The organism is Acetobacterium malicum subsp. dehalogenans DSM 11527 (assembly GCF_000472665.1).
Lineage (GTDB): Bacteria > Bacillota > Clostridia > Eubacteriales > Eubacteriaceae > Acetobacterium > Acetobacterium malicum.
Genome location: NZ_AXAC01000018.1, coordinates 1 through 19,508 on the forward strand (window position 1 = coordinate 1; position 19,508 = coordinate 19,508).

16 protein-coding genes and 1 other RNA gene are annotated in these 19,508 nt (G+C 35.2%); all 17 read right to left on the reverse strand.

Annotation, left to right across the window (positions count from 1 at the left end):
* Positions 1 to 379: 379 nt before the first annotated feature.
* Positions 380 to 1,246: a hypothetical protein gene (locus A3KS_RS0108425; RefSeq protein ID WP_026394553.1), complete on the reverse strand. Its 867-nt coding sequence runs from the start codon at positions 1,244 to 1,246 to the stop codon at positions 380 to 382.
* 228 nt (positions 1,247 to 1,474) lie between these two features.
* Complete coding sequence (locus tag A3KS_RS0108430; RefSeq protein ID WP_026394554.1) at positions 1,475 to 2,026, reverse strand: uracil-DNA glycosylase family protein; 552 nt, start codon at positions 2,024 to 2,026, stop codon at positions 1,475 to 1,477.
* Positions 2,019 to 3,353 carry a B12-binding domain-containing radical SAM protein gene (locus tag A3KS_RS0108435; protein ID WP_026394555.1) on the reverse strand — a complete coding sequence of 445 codons (1,335 nt, stop codon included), beginning with the start codon at positions 3,351 to 3,353 and terminating at the stop codon, positions 2,019 to 2,021. Before A3KS_RS0108435 ends, A3KS_RS0108430 begins: the two co-directional genes overlap by 8 nt.
* Positions 3,350 to 3,961 carry a dTMP kinase gene (tmk, locus tag A3KS_RS20600; protein ID WP_051355755.1) on the reverse strand — a complete coding sequence of 204 codons (612 nt, stop codon included), beginning with the start codon at positions 3,959 to 3,961 and terminating at the stop codon, positions 3,350 to 3,352. Before tmk ends, A3KS_RS0108435 begins: the two co-directional genes overlap by 4 nt.
* A 202-nt stretch (positions 3,962 to 4,163) precedes the next feature.
* The gene (locus tag A3KS_RS0108445; protein ID WP_026394556.1) at positions 4,164 to 5,141 is read right to left on the reverse strand and encodes a DUF7669 domain-containing protein; all 978 of its coding nucleotides are present in this window, start codon (positions 5,139 to 5,141) and stop codon (positions 4,164 to 4,166) included.
* Positions 5,142 to 5,191: 50 nt separating this feature from the next.
* On the reverse strand, positions 5,192 to 6,517 hold the full coding sequence (locus A3KS_RS0108450; protein ID WP_026394557.1) for a hypothetical protein: 1,326 nt from the start codon (positions 6,515 to 6,517) through the stop codon (positions 5,192 to 5,194).
* Positions 6,510 to 8,180 carry a hypothetical protein gene (locus A3KS_RS0108455; RefSeq protein WP_026394558.1) on the reverse strand — a complete coding sequence of 557 codons (1,671 nt, stop codon included), beginning with the start codon at positions 8,178 to 8,180 and terminating at the stop codon, positions 6,510 to 6,512. The genes A3KS_RS0108450 and A3KS_RS0108455 overlap by 8 nt, the downstream gene beginning before the upstream one ends.
* 63 nt (positions 8,181 to 8,243) lie before the next feature.
* A complete protein-coding gene (locus A3KS_RS0108460; RefSeq protein WP_026394559.1) occupies positions 8,244 to 8,549 on the reverse strand; it encodes a hypothetical protein in 306 nt (101 codons plus the stop codon).
* Between the two features lie 162 nt (positions 8,550 to 8,711).
* Positions 8,712 to 9,047 carry a hypothetical protein gene (locus A3KS_RS0108465; protein ID WP_026394560.1) on the reverse strand — a complete coding sequence of 112 codons (336 nt, stop codon included), beginning with the start codon at positions 9,045 to 9,047 and terminating at the stop codon, positions 8,712 to 8,714.
* A gap of 192 nt (positions 9,048 to 9,239) precedes the next feature.
* Complete coding sequence (locus tag A3KS_RS0108470; protein ID WP_051355756.1) at positions 9,240 to 10,475, reverse strand: Wadjet anti-phage system protein JetD domain-containing protein; 1,236 nt, start codon at positions 10,473 to 10,475, stop codon at positions 9,240 to 9,242.
* Complete coding sequence (locus A3KS_RS0108475) at positions 10,459 to 13,779, reverse strand: SbcC/MukB-like Walker B domain-containing protein (RefSeq protein WP_026394562.1); 3,321 nt, start codon at positions 13,777 to 13,779, stop codon at positions 10,459 to 10,461. Before A3KS_RS0108475 ends, A3KS_RS0108470 begins: the two co-directional genes overlap by 17 nt.
* Positions 13,776 to 14,447, reverse strand: a complete 672-nt coding sequence (locus tag A3KS_RS0108480) for a DUF4194 domain-containing protein (RefSeq protein WP_026394563.1) — start codon at positions 14,445 to 14,447, stop codon at positions 13,776 to 13,778. Before A3KS_RS0108480 ends, A3KS_RS0108475 begins: the two co-directional genes overlap by 4 nt.
* Positions 14,440 to 15,855 (reverse strand): Wadjet anti-phage system protein JetA family protein, encoded by a 1,416-nt coding sequence (locus tag A3KS_RS0108485; RefSeq protein WP_026394564.1) that lies wholly within the window; start codon positions 15,853 to 15,855, stop codon positions 14,440 to 14,442. The genes A3KS_RS0108480 and A3KS_RS0108485 overlap by 8 nt, the downstream gene beginning before the upstream one ends.
* A gap of 637 nt (positions 15,856 to 16,492) precedes the next feature.
* A complete protein-coding gene (locus A3KS_RS0108495; protein ID WP_207637749.1) occupies positions 16,493 to 16,915 on the reverse strand; it encodes a YolD-like family protein in 423 nt (140 codons plus the stop codon).
* The gene (locus tag A3KS_RS0108500; RefSeq protein ID WP_026394566.1) at positions 16,915 to 18,438 is read right to left on the reverse strand and encodes a Y-family DNA polymerase; all 1,524 of its coding nucleotides are present in this window, start codon (positions 18,436 to 18,438) and stop codon (positions 16,915 to 16,917) included. The genes A3KS_RS0108495 and A3KS_RS0108500 overlap by 1 nt, the downstream gene beginning before the upstream one ends.
* Before the next feature lie 190 nt (positions 18,439 to 18,628).
* Positions 18,629 to 19,027: a transfer-messenger RNA gene (ssrA, locus tag A3KS_RS23135) on the reverse strand.
* 10 nt (positions 19,028 to 19,037) lie between these two features.
* Entirely contained in the window at positions 19,038 to 19,502 is a 465-nt protein-coding gene (smpB, locus tag A3KS_RS0108505; protein ID WP_487249265.1) for an SsrA-binding protein SmpB, read from the reverse strand.
* Positions 19,503 to 19,508 lie beyond the last annotated feature (6 nt).

Consider the following 19,508-nt stretch of genomic DNA (forward strand, 5'->3'; position numbering starts at 1 on the left):
CTGCATCATTCCACAACGATCAATATCAAAGGCGACAGCTATCGGATCAGGGAAAAGAAAAAGGCTGGCTTCTATGATGTCAGCCTATATGAAAACGAATCGAACGATACTAATGGGTAATTATTACCGTTTATTTTGGGAAGTTTTAAAACGGTATTGACAATATAAAGGCTTCGTTAAGATTCCTGGCTGGGTAATCGTATCATAGGTGCAAAAATACTGGCAACACTAAATTCCGGATAAATAAAAAAGCTCTGAACACCGTTTAACAGGGTGTTTCAGAGCTTTATATTCTTATTTGTCTAAGAACGCAAAAAATAATACAATTTAGCGTTTATTGAATTACGCTAAATTGTATTATTACGCTAATTTGTATAGGTTATCCCATATGAGAATTCCTTAAAAAGTTATCATAACTTATATTAATAGTAGGATTAATTTTTTGGACACATTTAATTAATAATTTGAAGTCTTCTAAAAGAGTATGTGACAAAAACATATATTCCTCACATGTGGTTAGACAGAATTCTGATGCCTCTTTTAAATGATTAAAATAGGAAGACACGAATGCTAAATAATTTTCTTCTTTTATGGTTGGGAAATCATTATTTACATATTTATGTGCAATAAAAGCTGTTCCTAAATCATAATAACTATCTGCATATTCATAGTATTTTTCTAGGGGAGCATTTGATATGTTATGTCTTTGTCCATACCAAGTAATTGTTTCCAATATGTTCTCTTCTGTTCCGCGTAAAAATCCTTTATCTTGTTTATAATTTTTATTTGAAATAGAATATGCATTATACTCATCAAGGAGCTTAAATGCCCATAATCCATAAGATAATTTGTTTTCATTAAACCATTCTTTTAATGTGTTCGGTAAGAGCAGTTGCGTTTTAGCGTGTTCACATTCGTGCAGTACTGAGTTTTGAAAATATATCTTTTGAGCTTCGTCAATTGTATTTGCATTTAAATAATCAGCAATTCCAACGACAATTGTTATAGGTTTCATATTAATATTACAATAGGCAGTTCTTATATTTGCTTCAGGATCGAGTTGAAATATCACCTGCTTTGGAGAAAAACTATACGTATTAAAAATATTTTCAGCTAGACTTTCTAACTGCTCACGAACCGAAAAACAAACAGACTTTTTCTTTTTGTGTTTTGAAAATAATGAAATAATAATATACCTCCAGATTTTAGATATTCTATTGAGAATTAAATTTTTGCATTTATTCATGTATAAAAGAATAGTATCAATAACAAAGCATCTGTAGAGCAGCAGTAACTACTTTAAATTCACCATTTTTGTTATCTAAAGACTAATTAAATGTGTTGCATTAAAATTGTTTTGATTGACACCTTATAGGTACTATATTTATGAATGCTAGAGCTTTATCTACCTCATAATCTTCTTTTGCTGCAAAAATTTCAAATAAAAAGAATTGTTCCTCGTCTGATCATAATATCAAATCGTCGAAATAATAAGCTCTTTAACAGCATCAATGTATATCTCTTTATTCTTTCTTTTGTATATACTTATATAAGATGGATGATGAATTGGTAAAAAGCTGTAATCGCCGTGCTTATAAAGCTTATATTCATAGTCATTGAATTTATCAAATGTTACTTTTAAACTTTTTTCAACTGATTGGATTACATTATTGCCTAATAAAATAATAATTTTGGGATTCAGGAGCTCGATTTCTCTCTTAAGGTTTACAATGCAAAGATCCATTTCTTTTTTAGTCGGGTATCTTAGTTTGCCATTATTGCTTAATGGTAGACACTTAACTACATTAGTTTTGTAGAACTTACACCCACATACCTCTGCTTCCATTTCACTAATAAGTTTTCCAGATCTAGTAGATGTTGATAAAGGGATTTCATCCATGATGTTATCAACTTTTTTAGCAGAAAGGCCGACCCACATAACATCGCACTCCTCAACTTTATCTAATAACGGTCTTTGATTATTACACATGTTACACTTTTGGCAATTCATTATTTCCTTAATCATATTGTCCTCCTAGCTTACTAGTTTTATAAATAAATTCATATAATACATTATCATCACATTCACTATAGTTTTTAGTTTGGATATTAAAATTGCCTCTATCAAGCAACGTAGAAAGCCTCTGGTTTTCTTGATATTTCAATTCAAATTGAGGTTCAACAAATTTATTAAATAATGCTGTTCCGTGATAGGGTCTAAACTGAAAAACACTTGTCCTAAAATTTCCATCCAAATTTAATGAATTTCTGTATATAGAAGTAGCAACTTCAAGGCTCATTTCCATATCACACTGAGACTCTAATGGAAAGCCAAAGATAAAATATCCTTTGATATCAATTCCACATTTTAAAATTTTCTCTGAAGTATACTTTATCTCATCTATAGTTCCTAATTTATTAATCATTTTCCTGATTTTATCAGAGCCTGATTCAATTCCTATAAATAATTCAATGCAGCCACTCTTTTTCATTTGAATGAGTAACTCTTCTGAGGCATTCTCAAATGTCTTTATATGTGCCATAGCTCTCCAGGATAAATTAAACATGCTGAATATTTCCGTAGCATCTCGTATCGAATTGGGACTTCTTAAAAACAAGTCATCTAATACTCTTATACATTGAACTGTTGGGTCTTCTGTAATTAGATCGCTGATTTCATTAGCTATTACGGCCTTTTCTTTTAATCTGATTTTGCTTTTTTCATTCAGACTTTTTGCCGCTCCACAAAAAGCACAATTATAAATGCAACCTCGTGATGTTATTATTGATTTTTCTTTCAAACCATAATAGTTTACCACAAAATATTCGTTAAGTAATTCTCTATTTAAAGGTAAAATATTAATATTTGATGGGAAATATTTTGATGCATTATCTACCTGGTATACTATACGAGTCTCACTTTGAAACAAAGGATCCTCAGAAACCATATCTTCAATGACATCACAAATGATCAAATCACCTTCCCCAATTATCACAATTAAATCATTATCAGTATGCCATTTAATTATATCTTTATAAATAAATTTCGAACACTGTCCACCAACAATTAATTTTGCATTTAATTTATATGATTCCAAAATATTTTTAACAACTGGAATATTAACTGAGAAAATGTTAATACAAATGATATCAGGCTTAATATTATAAAGCTCTTGAATCACTTGAGAAACATTAAGACCTAATTGTATTGAATCAAGAATTATTACATCCCAATTTTTTTGTTGAATTTTTGTCGCCAAATAACCGAGTCCAAACGGTGGTAAATACTCATTACCCGCTACCTCTGGCTCTAAACGGTTATAAATTGGCGAATTAATCAATACTACTTTCATTTTGTACTCTCCCAATCATTCAACGAATACGTCTTTAAGATGATATCCCCTAGCTTTTCTATAATCTTTGCTATGGGCTCTTCTGTATTTATATATTCTATTTTGTAACCGAGTTCCTCTAAATGATTACCCGCTTTAAATGATAATTCGATTTCCCTTTTACTACTAAAATCTCTTTCGAATCTAGTCAAAGTTGATCTATCAGATAGCCTTTCATTGATTGTTTTTTCGTCCGCATAGACAATTACTGATAAATCTGGCTTTAAAATCCCAGTATTTATCTTCATGACTTCATTCATACTCAAACCATCTAAAACCTGTAATATTAAAGAAGAAGCGATATATCTGTCACATAAAATAATGCCTCCCTTTTTAATGTATGGTAAAATCTCTGTTTTTATATGATTATGCCTATCTGCAGCAACCAAATTAGCTAGTATATATGATGAATGATTTTCTTCAGACTCTCGTATGAACTTTCCAATTTCAGTCTCTGATGGCTCTTTTGTGATATAGATCTCCTTTTTTTTAGAGACCAAATATTTGGCAAGTTCATTAATGATTGTTGATTTACCAGATCCATTTGGTCCGTCAAAAGTGACAAACATACTATTCCCCCCTTCAATAAAACCTCTTCGACATTGTTTTATACTCATTCTAGTTAAACAAAATTGTTATACCTATAAATTCTTTGATTTTCTATTTGAAGTTTTTCCTTTTTAATATCCCATATCTTGATTAAAAAATCGGTATTCTATTCACATCTATACCTTACATTAAAACTTGAACAAAATTTACTGCTTGGCTAAACTAATTAATCTGCTGACCTTCTGAATTCCAGTTGCCATCCTTATTTTTTTCATATAATCTATAAGTTGTTCCTTGGATTTGAAAATAGTAATCCATTTGCCCACTCTTATAGTATTTCCTCGAATTATGGTTAACACAATCTGAATACAATTGACATCTAATTGAACTTTTATTAAAGTCCGGATACTTTATAATTATTGAGTCAATAACTTCTTTCATAGTGAATTGACCATCACTACTTTTTGAAAGAATTGTATCAACTGCATTCTTAACTACGGTCTTAATAGGTTCGTCACCATTCCAACGTACGCTGTTGCTTGAGCTATTTTTTTTTGATTTTACCATTGAAGTTTTAGCTTCTTCTATTTCAGTACTGATATAATACTCGCCTGATTCATTGCTAAATACATCATATTTTAAGAAAGTGATATCTATACCAAATTTGTTTAGGTAATAAATAATATCTTTTATTGTATTTGATATTTCTTCAGCAACAATAAATAATCGCAGCCGATTATTGAACGTAATTGAAATGCTTTCATCGACATCAGGATAAAATATTTTCTGGTGAATCTCTGATAATTCCATTCCTAAATATTCATTCTTTCTCTCGAAGTATTTCATTGTTATAATGTTTAATTGTTCATACGTCAGTTGCTCTGCCCACGCTGCATACTCCAAAATCTGTGCAATTACTTCTCTTGGCGCTTTTCCTTTCTTCAGTTCTACAATTACCACATTTCCTTCAGCATCAATACCTATTAAATCCGGATACTTATATCGATCTTCATACACAGCAGTTACTTGTCTGCCAATCCAAATTATATTTAGATCCTCTTCATTATCTAAAAGGATATGCGGACTATTTTCTAACCAATTTTCAAAATCTCTCTCATAATCAACATCTTGTCGATCTGCCTTTTCTAATACGCCATCAGACAAATCATCTTTTTCATAGTTAAGCCTGTAAAGTGCCATGTTTACTCCTTTTTACTCTAATTGAAGTGGTCAAGTAGTTTTCTGATATTCTATTTTTTAATTGCTTTCATTTCGTGAATGATATGACTCAATGGATTTAATTTATCAGCAGTCAATCTTACTAACTGAATATATTCTTCTATTAATTGAACAGTCTCACTATCTTCAATCATTTCCAACTGAATTTCAAGATCATCAGCATATTTAAGCAGCTTCTCATGTTTGGACCAATTATCTGAATGTTCTTCAACGCTCTTAACTAAAGCTTCTTTTCTCGCCTGTCTTATTTTTTCTTGCTTGACAAGGTTTTTTTCATATTCTTCATCTTGTAGTTCTTTTTGTAGCTGCGCATACTTTACTGATTCTTTCTTACGATCTAGTTGGTAAAGAATTTCATTGTTGCAGCATTCTTCATAAACCTCAAGAATGATAGTCGAAATCTGTTTTTCTAAAGGATTTTCTTCAGAATCCACATATGAAAAAAAACGCTCCTGATTTTTTTGTGTATTATATCCGTATTGTGCGCCGAATAATTTCAAATCGAATGTAAGATTGCCATCGAATACCGCTTCATATGATGGCCTTAAATCATGAATTTCTGTTTGGTCGGTCAAGCGTCGGCGCTTTATTTTACCCTCGTGCATTTCAAAAGTAACTTTAGTTTTTAATAGAGTTATGCTAATGTTGTCTTCTCTATCAGATTGATCTACTGTGAAATTTGCTTTTAGAATTCGGAATGATTTTATTATCGTGTCAATGATTCTATACGAACGGCTTTGCAGCTTGTTGGAAACTTCAATCGGCAGTACCGGTTCATTGTTTCGATTTTTTATTTTTACATTTGATTTCTGGATCATAGTATAATCATCTCGAAAAGGATATTCTTTATCCCGCATATCACGGTATTCGAGTTCTAATTTGTGTTTAGAGATCAGATCATCATAGGTATTGATCCTGCCTGGAACAACTAACTTTTTACACCACTCAGAAAAAGTTTCGAGTGAGCCCGGGGTAAATAAATCAAATCCATGCATCGTTTCTAACTCTTCAATTGACAAACCCTCTAGATCTAAAAGTTCAATCGATATTTTTTTGTCCTTTAAGGGAATTTCACCTGCATCATCAGTATTATCCTGACCATTTCTCAAAATTATTTCAACATAAGGTGGAAGTGGAGGTCTTTCAGAAACAGGTTTTCCCGCTTTAACCTTTGCCCAGTAACCACTTGGTGGCAATGGAACGTTTAATGTCTTGCATCTTTTTCTTAAACCACTATCGGACATATCATATTTCTTTGCAACGGCTGTCATTGGCTCAGCCCAAACCTCCTCATACAGCGTTTTTCGCAGCTTCTTTATTTCCAGAGTTTCATTCATTACTATTTCCTCCAGAACAAAACCCAAAACCACTACGTAGGAGATTGTCTACCAGTACTTCCAGTTCATCATCGTTAGCTATATTCTTAGGTATCAAGTATCGTCGTTGATTATCATTAAACGTTACGCTGAGCATTGAGTAAAAGTCATCATATATTGGATATCTATACTTATTTAAATAAAACACATCAGTCCCATCACTCATCGTTTTAGATTTTGGCCAATTACGGGTTTTTGGTGTAACATTTGTAATATTCAGACACACAATGGAGTTCTTGTACTCTATCAATGCCCCGAATATCTCACTTTGATTATAGTTAGTATCCCTTTTGCTTGCAAATAAAAGTGGAAAATCAATTGAAAACTGCAACCGAATTTTCCTTTGACGCAATTGGTCTTTTAATTTTATGATATCCTCTATTGTGCTGATATAACTTACTGGCTTTGTTCTCTGGTTTCCTGAGCCGTTTACAATTGCAATTTTCATATGTGAATACTTCTTCATTTTCTTTTCAAGTAACGAGCAACATGAAAAGAAAATTTCTTCATCAAATGATGCTGTTTTTAATGGTGACGTAAACTCGAGAATTTTTGGCGGTCCATGGTTTATAATTGAAGTATCAATTTTTTCAATAAGCGTAGTCATTTCCTTGATGTTTTGCCACACAGTGGAATTTTCCTGCGTAGAATTTACTCTCAAAATGTATTCTTCTTTTGGGGGATTTTTCAAAACGCCGTCTGTTGTTATAATGTGTTCGGTTGAACATACGATATCCTCTGGATAATTTAGATTATTACTCGACACAGGCAGGAGGGCATTTACATTTTTTACAATACTCACTCTGCCTCGAGCGACACAAAGATTTACGTATTCAGGCCAGTAATCATCATCATATACTTCGTTAAATAGCCACTCATGCATAACCAACATTTCAAGCTCACCACGTTTATTTTCCAGAAAAGGTCTAAATTTATTTTCATCATAGATTCGTTCAATATCAAATGGGTTGTCATTATATCTATGATTATAATTATTAATTCGATATAACCTTCCCCTAAAATCGTCGCATTCAAGCTTTACATAGTTTTCATAATATTCAAAAGCTTGATTAGAAGCAAATCTATACAAATTCACACCATATTTTTGATATGTTTCCCTAATCCAGGAAACAAGGTTGTTATCGAGATGCACTAATTCAGAAATACACGGCGGCTCTGAAGAATACTTTTTTATCTCTCTCATTAATATTGAAATTTCATTGACATACTCATTCAAATTAACATTTTTTAATTTATATTTTTCACAAAATGATTCTGATAAAATATTAAAATCTTGCTCTGAATAATAAAAATTGAAATAAGGATCATTACATAACCAATTATCAACTGCCCTATTTATTCTGAATTTATGCTTTAAATAAAAATCTACGATAAATTCTACACTCTTTGGGTATTTATCTTCTGTTTCTTTTACTATTTTATCTACGATCTGTTTTTGCTTTATCTCCTGGGCGTCACATGTCTCAAGTGTCAAATATTCATTAAAATAAGACATTACGTATTTCATAATCGCTGACATGTTTTCGGATTGTTTTGTATAATCAAATTCATTAATTTTGTTGGTCCTTTTTAATTTACCAATGTATTCCTCGATAGTTAACATTACAGACACCTCCTGAAAAATAAATCCTACAAATCAATTAGTCATTAGCCTAAATAAATTCAGTTAAATTTCAATTATTTCTTTGATCTTCTCTGGGCAAATTGATGTAGATGATTCAATATATGCAATTACATCACTTGAATTATAAGATGAAAATTCAGGGATTCTACTGATTGCATTTTCTATCATCCATTTTTTTATAATCATTGCTTTATCTTCTTGGCTATAAAAATCACAATTATTAATTTCAAACGATATGAGCTGAATTTGCTCTAAATCGGCTATAAAGTTAACAATATAGCGTTTACTTTCCTCGATCCATTTATGCTCAATATCCCAAAGGACGGTATTTAATTTAGAAATATTCATCAAAAATTCGGGTCTTTGATAGTCATTTCTTGATTGCTTATCTTTGCAAAAGTATCCGTTAATTGAATAGTCTGAATAGATTTTACGCGATATTTTTAGTAATACTTCTTCTGATTCATTTAAATCATGTCTACCCTGATACTTATGATAATCAATATCATATTATTCTTTATTAAAATAGAGTTCCTTATTTTTTAAATCAAAACGAACATCAATGCTCGCTAAAAACATTTTTAATTCTGTTTCTTTTGTTAATGCCCATTGCAAACTATTTATGCCATTTTGTTTTATGCAATCACATTTATTTAAACTCGAAGTATAATGCATAACAACAAATTTTTGACAAAAAATATTTTTCGATTTAATTAAATCATCATTTAAACTCCAAAAATATTCGGAATCTTTATTATACATTTCAATAAGCGTTCTTATTGTCGTATTGAAGAAATTCTCTAAAAATATTTTAGCTGAATCTTCGGTTCTAATATCAAAAACCAATAGAATCATCACCTTTCAAATCAAAATTTAGGTCTAATTAGTCAAATATGCCATAATTGTGCGATTATCGACATTTAATGTCAGTTCACAATATATTGCTCCATTTAAGCATGACGGATTAATAAAAATATCTATTCAAAGTGTTACAAAATTACTGACCTTTGCATATCTAATATCAAAGTATTTATTTAGTTAATCTTTTAAGCTTGCGGATTGCATCAGATCTAAACTGATTATTTCCTGTTCAAGTTTGACGTTTTGATGCAGCATATACTGGATTGTATCTGCATATAGGATCATATTCTTTAATTCTTGTAATCTCACAACATCGGTTTTTGTTAATTTCTGAAGACAACTGCTGTATTGAGGCTGAGACAATTCAAATTGAGACATACAAAATATTTTGAAATCAACGCCGGTGACGCCACACAGGTTATGATGTATCCAGAAGCCACCCGCATCAATATCCCCAAAATGCAAAAATTGCAAGTCTGGATTATCAGCATCAACCTTCTTTATAAAATCTCGTTGATGACGATTTGCATAGCCGCCTAGAAAAAAAATAACGGTATCATCAGCGGAATATCGCAAATAAGAAGTTCTATTTTCAATCGTCATAAATTTGGGGGCATCAATACAGATTTTTTCTATGCGATTAAAGCTGTCTGTATTGAGTTCAATCCCTTCAGGCAAAAGACTTAAATCCAATTCTTTTCCATTAATAATCAGTCGGCAATTTCCTTTAATGCTGAATTTAAGTGGTTCTTTAATTATAGCGTAATTAACCAAGATTTCATCAATCTGTTGATCAGATTCACATGGCATATTTTTATATTTTCGAATCATCAGGCAGGCAGGCTTAAGCGTGTTTTCTTCAAAATATTTAGAATCACCATATACCTTCATAGAGACTTCGCGTACATAAAGGTCGGTCTGATTATTCTCGATAAAAGCGACAGCATCCAATATTTTAGGAATCAGCTCATAGTTGGCTGGTATTTTATTTGTTTCAGTTAATTGCTTCTGTAATCTATCACACTCCTGTCTGCAAATATCTGATGCATTCCGGTACTGCTCAATAGTAGCAAGTAGTACGTCTTTCTTTACTCGTTTTGGTATAAAAGAAAACTCTTTATGCAAATAATCTTCAACCGGGTCGATTTGATCATCAACCAGATAAATGGATATTATGGATGTGCCGAATTTCTCACGCTCATAAGTCAAAAATCCCAGTTGAGCGAGGTTTTCAACTTCATCATTAATCGCTGAGATGATATCGTAGTCACCGTCGTTTGCGTAATACTTTTTGTAGAGCATTTCAGGTTTAACCTGAGTTCTCTTAGTGACCTTATTGGTGTTACTATCTTTTTTACTATGCCGATATTTATCCACCAATATCGTCAGTATTTTTTCATCCCACTTGTTCATAAGCCACATCCTTGAATTTAATAATACCAATTTCAATTGAATCAGCACTTGTTTTTAATACCGGTAGAATGACATTACATTCGTTCCCGATGAGTTCCGTTTTATCCGGAGCACAAAATACCATCTGGAGCTTTTGTGATTTCATAAAATCAAGCATGATCTTGACATTTAAAGCGTCCATCTTCGCAAATGGCTCGTCGATAAACACCAGTCTCGTTGAATTGAGCTTATTATTATAAACCATGAGAATTGCCGATAATAAAATCAGCAAATACGGAATTTGTACTTCAGCACCGGAGTTATAGCCAGACTGTCTTGACAATTTTGCTTTGGTTAAAACATCATTGGTAATCAGAATCTCATAAGTCATGTAATTGCGATAATCTGCGTATTTTTCTATTTTTTCCTTATCATTGCTAGCAATTATCTGGTTAATAATGCTATGGATATCCTTTTCCAGCTCAGCACCCATTTCGTCTGTATAGGTTGCAGATTCGGGCAGGTATAATGTAGTTTGATTACTGGTAAGTCCTAGAGCTTCACGCTCTTTTAGAAACCTGGCGTATTCAAGAATTTTTTCATATGATGATCCATCTTTGACAAACTTTACTTCAAACTCATATTTCGAAGTAAATCTTAGTCTTGAAAGTTCGGCATTGATGAGTTTCAAATCATCTTGTGCGCTATCGCAGGACTTTAAGACAGTCAGAACAAATTCGTTTTTAAAGATTTCTTCATAGCGTTTCGTCTGCACCGCCAGCTTTGATTTGATCTCCTGGAAGTCATCGATCCAAATCTGATTCTTTCTTTCCTCATAAGCAGCATACTGATCCGCACCCGTTTCTAGTCGGTTATCTTCCGGTCTTTTTAGATTGTAGGTACATTGGGCATTATATAGCCTTTTGTCTACTTCTATTAGTTCTCGTTCTCGACGACTTCGGTCTATATAGGGACCACTATCACCGGTTTTCCCATTAAGAATCCATTTATCACAACTATTTACAGCAGCTTCATATAATTCATAATTCTGTTGCTGATAGATTGCCATCTGTCTCTCACATTCTTCAAAATCAGTCATCCCATTACTCTTTTTCTTAGCATTTACCTCAATTTGAGTTTTCATTGCTGCTTGTGACTGGTAAATATCGTGACGTGAATTTTCATTGGACTCACGTTTTTCTTCATACTGATTTCGAAGTTGTATTAACGCCATATATTCCTGATTGTGCTGCTGAGCGTTTTCTAATTGTTTAAGTTCCTCATAAGCTTCATTATATCGCTTGAAAATATCATTGTATTTTTGGTTTGCATCGTAATTATATTTATCAAAAAACTTCAATGCGGTTTCCAAATAACTTTTAGCACTTTCGTATTGGCGTTTTCTTCCAAACAATTCATTAATTTCCTGGCTGATCAATTGCAACTTTTTTTCTGCTCGCACCCGGTTTAAGTCGATGGTTTCCTGGCCTAAGCTGTAAGACCGTATTCGGTTGAAGTCAAGAAAGTAACTGCTCATTGAAGCAGATACTCGGCCTTCCTTCGAAAGAGCGTCTTCGTAATTTCGAACTTCGTTAATATCTACTGCATGAATACGTCCCAGCTGGTAGTCAAAGTACCGTTTGGCCACTGGATTAATGATCTCCAGATAATGAACGACTGAGTTTTCCTCAGGTATTCGCACGTGCTTATTCATCAGCAACTTTGTATTAAATAAACGCGCGTACTTGTTTCTGGTCCGGTTTAATACATCATCGGCTATATTGTAATATTCCGGTTCAACAAGGATGGTATATCGTCTCTGTCCGAGAAAGGATTCAATAGCATCGCGCCAGTCTTCATCAATAAGTGTTTTTACATACTCACAGGCAAATTTCGCTTCAGATTGAATGCCATTATTTTTAAAGACTTTGTTTATTTCCGATTTTAAAGTAACAAAGTCAGGAATGTCTGAAAAAACAGTCTTTTTGGCTTTATAATCGTCTATTAACCGCTGTTGCCTGTTTTGTTCCTGATTATTTTTTTCAATCTGAACTTCAAATTTATTAATATTTATCATTAATGTATCTCGTTCGGCGCTGATCACATTAAAAAAAGAATCAACGGCAACCTGCTTCTGAGCGGCAGTATGCTGATCAGATGTTAGTGACGATAAAACACCATGTTTAGAGATATCAATATTGCGATTTTTAAGCCACTCAATCAATTCAATCAACTTTTGCTGGAAAGTCGCTAACCGATCTTTTTCATACAATAAACTGTCTTTCTGGGTGGCCAGCTGACTGATATAGTCCTGCGCTGCGTCAATTGCTTTAGTACAATCCATTTCCTTTAAACTATCCTTGACCTTCTCAAGCTTGTTTCTGAGATCGTTGTCTTCAGCGTCAATTAGCTTCATGCGGTCTTCATCTACCACCAACTGCTGGCTGGCTACTTTAATTAAATGTTTCGCCTCATCTATGACTGCTTGGGTTTCAAGCATTTTGATATGCGCCAGTTTAACATCATCAGAAAAGATTCGGTCTTTGATATTCTGCAGACTTTCATATAAGGCACTAATATTTTCGAGTTCCTTAATTTCATCATCGATTTTTTCAAAGGTCATCTTCAATGAATCGATGTTGTTATTGGCTTCGATTAATTTAGAGAAATCCACAATTTTGGGTTCAAGTACACTTTCTCTAATAAACTGATCAATTTTGGAATTCGGATCATAGGACATAATACTGCGCAGTTTCCGGCGAAATGGTTTAAGTTGTGATTCACTGAGTCTCAAACCGGTTCGCTGCATAAACTTGACGGTTCCCTCGGTGGCATCCAGTAACTTGAGACTATATTTTTTCTGAAGTTCCTTACCGTTATAGGACATAAGGTCGTCATCTTCGACATAGGTGTGTTCTAAATCACAGAGATTAACTTCTTCAATAATATACCGGTTTGTTTTAGTATTGTTGGTAAGGTTAGTTTCAATAACGGTACCAAGGACGAAACTTTTCTCCATCTCTTCTTCAAACATCTCCAGTACAATATGCGTGATAATCGTTGGCCATTGATCGGCAGGCCGGATACAAGTACCTGATGTAGCATCTTTAAAACCTCGAGTATAGGAAGGAAGTGTTCGACTGCCGGTATTTTCCGTCGATTTATTAAACACCGTATCTCCATATAACGCATATTTGATAGCATCCAGTAACACAGATTTTCCGTTTCCGTTTTGGCCGGCAATTAATGTAAAGTCCCCAATCGGCATCGTGACATTGTTAAAACCATACCAATTAATCAGCCGAACGGCTTTTAACTTAATCATTCTTCCTCCATATCTTCGATCTGTTCTTCATCTATGTATTCATCCTGATCGTCGCATAGACTATCTTCGCTGTCTTCGTATGACGGCACATCACTTAAATATTGTGCTGATAATTCTTTGAACTGGACAATGTCCCATCCAAATTGGAGTGACGGATACAAAGTAATAATGGCTTCTTCTGTCTTATCCTTCTCATCGAAATTGATCAAACTGTATTTTTTAAACAGTGCCAGAGCTGTCGACAATTTGCGTTTATCGATATCAACAGCATAAGCTTTTATTTTGTCAATCAGATCGCCGCGCATAACCAGATTTTCTTCGTTATATCCGAGGTTTTCCAAATACACAGACCAGAGCACTAATAGCAGATGGTACTGTTCTGCTGTAAAAGTGACGACATTGCTTCTTTTAAGTCCTGTGACTTCAAGATCCGCTTCATAAGGTTTAAGCATAGCAATCTTGACATTTGTATCAACTAGCACATCAAAACCGGCCATTCTTAAATAGTCAGAAATATCCTGCCTGTTCGATTCTCTAGCGATAAATTTATAAAGCCGTTCGTCCTTTTCACCTACAATAAACGTCGAATCTAGGAGTTTCCGAACACACCGTTTAAATAAATCGATATTATCTTCTTTAATTGAAATATCAAGTTTAATATCACTCATTTTCGTCAGTCTTCCTTTTTACACAAATATCGCTGATACTAGCCAAATCGGTTTCAATTATTCCACCCAAAAAATTAACGCTATAAGGGAAATTGTTTGAATTTGAATAGATAATACTGGATGCCATCATCAATACATCCTCCTTGGTTTTCATGCTTATCTCGCCGGTGGTAAGGCAAGCCCGATTCTGAAGCAAGTGCTCAAAATAATGGGCAACTTTGTTAACGCTATATCGGTCCTTGTTTTCTAGAACATCCTGCGTCATTTTTATTTTTTCTTCCTCAGTTAAAATAGAAGGCATAATTGCCCCGCGTTTGATATTGGGATTGCGCTTGCGTCTTCTCTCAATAGATTTATGCCCAATGTACTGGTAAGACAAAAGGTGGTATCCTTCAGATATTTGAGCAAGTGCCCTTTGTCTGTTTTCCGTATCCATATCTTTTAAGCACATTAACAGGTCATTTAAGTAGGTTTGAATATTGGTATTATTACTCAAAACCATTAGCATTCGCGTTGAATAGAGGTTGTAATAGTTATTGATTTTTTTATCGATATAATCCATTTCGTGAGCATAGTCATGATAAATAAAATCTCTGATGACATCAAATTGGCTATCGATTACCGTCTTAGCTTGATGCGAGTCAACATTTTTCAGACTCTCATATTCGCTGATCATTTTGCCATACACGTCTATATTAACGACATGTCTTAGCATTTTTTCTATTTCAGCAATGTATCCAGGAATCAGGCCATCCCTTTTGATAAAAAAGTAATCCTTGAAAAAGATATTCAGCATTTCGTCTTTGATGAAAAACTGGCCAAATTTGTTGACCTCTGAAATATCAATGATGATTCGCATGATCGTCCGTATACTGTCTTTTAAACTAAATAGTTCGCTTTTCAAATCAGAAACACTATCAAGAAGCGGTAATAGGATATTAGAATAAGGTCGAATGGTCCGACCATGATCACGTTCTAAGGCTGATTTTAAAGTGTCATAAATTGAAAAGATGTGATTGGTCAAGTCGCCGCGGGTTTCGCGTTTGAAAATGCGTTCAATCGCATCGATCAACTTTCGACAATAGGGCGTCACAGTCGCAATATTATCACCATTTCGCCCGATTTCCGGTTGAGAGATCCAGCTGCAATCCCGAAAATATTTTAAAATTGCACTGGCGTTCTCACTTTCGGTCCGATTGTTATTGAAGATGTCATCCTCCTGATCAACAGAAATGTTACTGTTTCGCAGATAAAGGATCAGGCTATCTCTGACATCTTGTTCATAAAGTAGTGACACTTGCTTTGATGTCTCGATGATCTTTAAAATACACTCATAATAAAGTCTCCGATTTTTACAGCATAGCGGATTAAAGAAACGGTCATATTGTGCATCTTCAAATAAAAACATTGTTTCCCCTTTCTCTGAATGTATATCAAAAATAATGAGCGCACTTTTTCTCTTTAAATATCCCATAATTTAAAGGCCAAAACATAATTTAAAGCTTCTATTAAATGCATATTATATGCTTAAATCGCAACTCTAGCTTTCTTTCACAGCTTTTGAATTAGCAATTTTCAAATTGTATTCTTTTATATTATACTTAATTTTAAGCTTGATTGCATTCGATTTCAAGGTATTAATTGATTTTTGGGCAAAAATAATAACAGCAAATCATAATGATGATTCGCTGTAAATATTTAGATTATATATATTTATTTTTCTTTACACATTTATGAGTATTTAATCTTTTTTTCAAACCCTTAGTTTTCTTTGGAAAGTCTACTGTTCGCAAAATCGACATCATCTACAATGAGTTCTCTAGATTTAAGTTTTTCTACTTGCTCGTCTAAAGTATGAAAAGGTTTCAAAACAACCTCCCCTAAATGAAAATAGCCTCACTGCGGACGGTTAAGGCTTGATCTGTATATTCATTGTGTCTCAACAACTGATAAAATACAATAACTTTTTCAGGAAACGTTTGAAATAATTCTTAATTTAAGAATTGTTCTTTAACTTGTAGTTATTTTTAATCATCATAACATTCTCAGCTCTCAATCCCCGCAAACATTTCCCCATTTATTTCAAATATATTCTCTATTGGAATTTTGGTTTTGTCCAGCATCACAACTATATGATCGTAAACATCTATCTTTTTGACCGCACCGGCAACGGTGATATAACTGCCACCGTCCTTCATCTCGTCCGGCTGAAAGTAGGTGATGGAGACTTGGGGCTGCCTGGCAATCTGTTCAGCCAGCAGATTCAACTGCAGTTTGATATCTGCTTTGGCATCCTCAGTCAGCTCCTTGCGCTCCTGTGTGAGCCGAGCTGTTTCCACGATAGCATCCCCATGTTTGGTAAGCGCTGCAAAGGGCGAAAACTGCGCCGCTCGATCGGTAATTGGCATATGGGGGCGGGTAGCCGAAACGTAATGAGGCAGGTGGATAATGTTATCATATGAACCCATTATGCTTTATGTCCTCCGATTTGGTCATTTCGATTCCTGGTGGTGGCCCCTTCTTCCAGATTCATGCCCTTGAGGATTACGTTCTTGCCAAATTTTTTCTTAATGTCCAGGATGGATTTTTGCATCTCTTTCTCTCTTTCAAGCTCTACTTCTTTCGCTGCCTGCTGCTTTTCCAAGGCAGCATAATCGGTAAAAAGGTCGAGTTGTTCATATGAAGCAGCTTTGGGCGCAGATGCTTCGGGGATGACATGGTTTGCGGTTATATTCACTCGGCGCACCAGCAGTCGCTTATCTATAATGCGGTCAAAGAGCATTGAAACCGCATCAATTATGTACTTGGACGAGGCCGTGTGCCTGCCAAGATTCTCGGTGCCGTGGGCATGTTTAGGCAACTGCCTGCCATAGTGGTCTGTGGTGACTTCACCCTTATACGATTGCCTGAGCTCTGGGTCCTGCAAATTTTGGATGTCATAACCGACTGTTAACACCAACTGATCCGTTACCATTTGCTTGTCGACCAAATTCAAGGCCAGAAGATCGGCCATCTCCCGTACGATGATCCTGGCTTTATCGACGGGATAAGGGTACTGTAAGACCTGACCGGAGCTAATGCTGTTAGTTGTTGGCTTATAGGCTTTAACATCTGCAATGGTGCATGGTTCCCAGCCCCAGGCGTGATCGATGAGTAGCTCCGCATTTACGCCAAACAGCTTGTAGAGCAGGGCTTCATTATAGAAATCTCCTGTTTTCCCGAGGGAACACCTGGCCACATCGCCCATAGTAAAGAGACCGTGGGCCTCGAGCTTTTTGGCGGTAGCCTTGCCTACTCGCCAGAAATCGGTCAGCGGTCGATGGCCCCATAGGGATTGACGATAACTCATCTCGGTAAGCTCTGCAATACGTACACCGTTTTTATCCGGTTTGACATGCTTGGCTCCGATGTCCATAGCAATCTTGGCGAGATACAAATTTGTACCGATGCCCGCTGCAGCTGTGATGCCCGTGGTTTTCAATACATCCCGAATGATTTTCATGGTCAGCTCACGAGCAGTCAGCTTGTAGGTATTCAGATAATTTGTCACATCCATGAAAACCTCATCGATGGAATACACATGAATATCTTCAGGAGCGATATATTTGAGATATACATTGTAAATACGTGTGCTATAATCAACATACAGCTCCATGCGAGGCGGGGCAATTATATAATCAAGTTCAAGTTCCGGCGATGATTTAAGTTCTGAATCATCATAAGAGGAACCGGTAAAAATGCGATTTGGTGCATATCGCTGTCGCTGGGCATTGGCTTCTTTCACCTTCTGCACTACCTCGAACAGCCTTGCTCTACCGGAAATACCGTGGGTTTTCAGGGGCGGCGATACCGCAAGGCAAATGGTTTTTTCTGTTCGCGCAGCGTCGGCCACCACCAAGTTTGTGGTCAGTGGATCAAGCTGACGTTCGATACACTCCACTGAAGCGTAAAAACTTTTCAGATCTAAGGCAATATATGTTCTGTTTTTCACACTCACAGCCCCTTTTTTCACTTATTTTAGGTTATATATTATATCACATTCTGATTCTAACTTACACTGATAAGAGGGGGCATTTTCTTAATGCCATCCCATATGAAAATATTAATTCAACACCTTATCCTACAAAAAAACAGCTGATTATTGCTAATCAGCTGTTAAGCATGTTGCTTTTATTTCATATTGGTGGAGGCGAGGGGAGTCGAACCCCTGTCCGAAAATCCATTCACAGGAGCTTCTCCGAGTGCAGTCATTGTTTATTTTCTCATTCCCCTCTTTCTCCAATGACATAGAAAAAGAGGAACCAGCCTCTTGATCGTTAATGGTGCGAGGCGCTACCAAAAACGGTTCCCTGCTTCAATGAACGCCGAAACCCAAAACCACAGGTTGAAATGGGAGGCGTGCAGCATTAATTATGCTGCGAAGTCTTAGTATTAAACTTTAGAGCGTATTACGCTGCTAAAGCTAACCCGTAACTTTTTTCTGTTTTTGCGTTTATATTTATGCGCCACTTTTTACGATGATCAGCAACATCGACTCGCTACTCAAGCTTCAAAACCCCCGTCGAAACCAGTACGCCCCCAAATAATTAACTAGCCACTATGCCGCATACTTTTTTGAATCCGTCGGTCTGAATCCCGCTCAGCAATGGCGTGACGCTTATCATAAAGCTTCTTGCCCTTGGCCAGAGCCAGTTCCATTTTACACCGGCCATCCTTAAAGTAAAGGGTCAGTGGTACCAGAGTGTAACCTTCCCGTTGCTTCAGCCCGATCAGTTTGCGGATCTGCTGTTTATGCAACAAAAGCTTACGGACGCGCAAAGGATCTTTATTATAAATATTCCCCTGCTCATAAGGATCGATATGCATCTGATAAACGAAAATTTCACCGTTATAAATGTCGGCAAAACTTTCCTTCAGGCTGACTTTTCCGCCACGGATTGATTTCACTTCCGTCCCGGATAAAACCAGACCCACCTCATAGGTATCTTCAATGGTAAAATCATGACGTGCTTTTCGGTTTTTGGCCACAATCTTAATATTTTCTCCCATGCGCAACTCCTC

Bases quoted from the DNA above. Each gene is read 5' to 3' on its own strand.
- A3KS_RS0108455 (WP_026394558.1), bottom strand. From the start codon at position 8,180: ATGTTAACTATCGAGGAATACATTGGTAAATTAAAAAGGACCAACAAA.
- A3KS_RS0108495 (WP_207637749.1), bottom strand. From the start codon at position 16,915: ATGGGTTCATATGATAACATTATCCACCTGCCTCATTACGTTTCGGCT.
- A3KS_RS0108475 (WP_026394562.1), bottom strand. From the start codon at position 13,779: ATGATTAAGTTAAAAGCCGTTCGGCTGATTAATTGGTATGGTTTTAAC.
- A3KS_RS0108470 (WP_051355756.1), bottom strand. From the start codon at position 10,475: ATGAACAAGTGGGATGAAAAAATACTGACGATATTGGTGGATAAATAT.
- A3KS_RS0108445 (WP_026394556.1), bottom strand. From the start codon at position 5,141: ATGGCACTTTACAGGCTTAACTATGAAAAAGATGATTTGTCTGATGGC.
- A3KS_RS0108435 (WP_026394555.1), bottom strand. From the start codon at position 3,353: ATGAAAGTAGTATTGATTAATTCGCCAATTTATAACCGTTTAGAGCCA.
- A3KS_RS0108460 (WP_026394559.1), bottom strand. From the start codon at position 8,549: ATGAATATTTCTAAATTAAATACCGTCCTTTGGGATATTGAGCATAAA.
- A3KS_RS0108425 (WP_026394553.1), bottom strand. From the start codon at position 1,246: ATGAATAAATGCAAAAATTTAATTCTCAATAGAATATCTAAAATCTGG.
- A3KS_RS0108480 (WP_026394563.1), bottom strand. From the start codon at position 14,447: ATGAGTGATATTAAACTTGATATTTCAATTAAAGAAGATAATATCGAT.
- A3KS_RS0108430 (WP_026394554.1), bottom strand. From the start codon at position 2,026: ATGATTAAGGAAATAATGAATTGCCAAAAGTGTAACATGTGTAATAAT.
- A3KS_RS0108485 (WP_026394564.1), bottom strand. From the start codon at position 15,855: ATGTTTTTATTTGAAGATGCACAATATGACCGTTTCTTTAATCCGCTA.
- A3KS_RS0108450 (WP_026394557.1), bottom strand. From the start codon at position 6,517: ATGAATGAAACTCTGGAAATAAAGAAGCTGCGAAAAACGCTGTATGAG.
- tmk (WP_051355755.1), bottom strand. From the start codon at position 3,961: ATGTTTGTCACTTTTGACGGACCAAATGGATCTGGTAAATCAACAATC.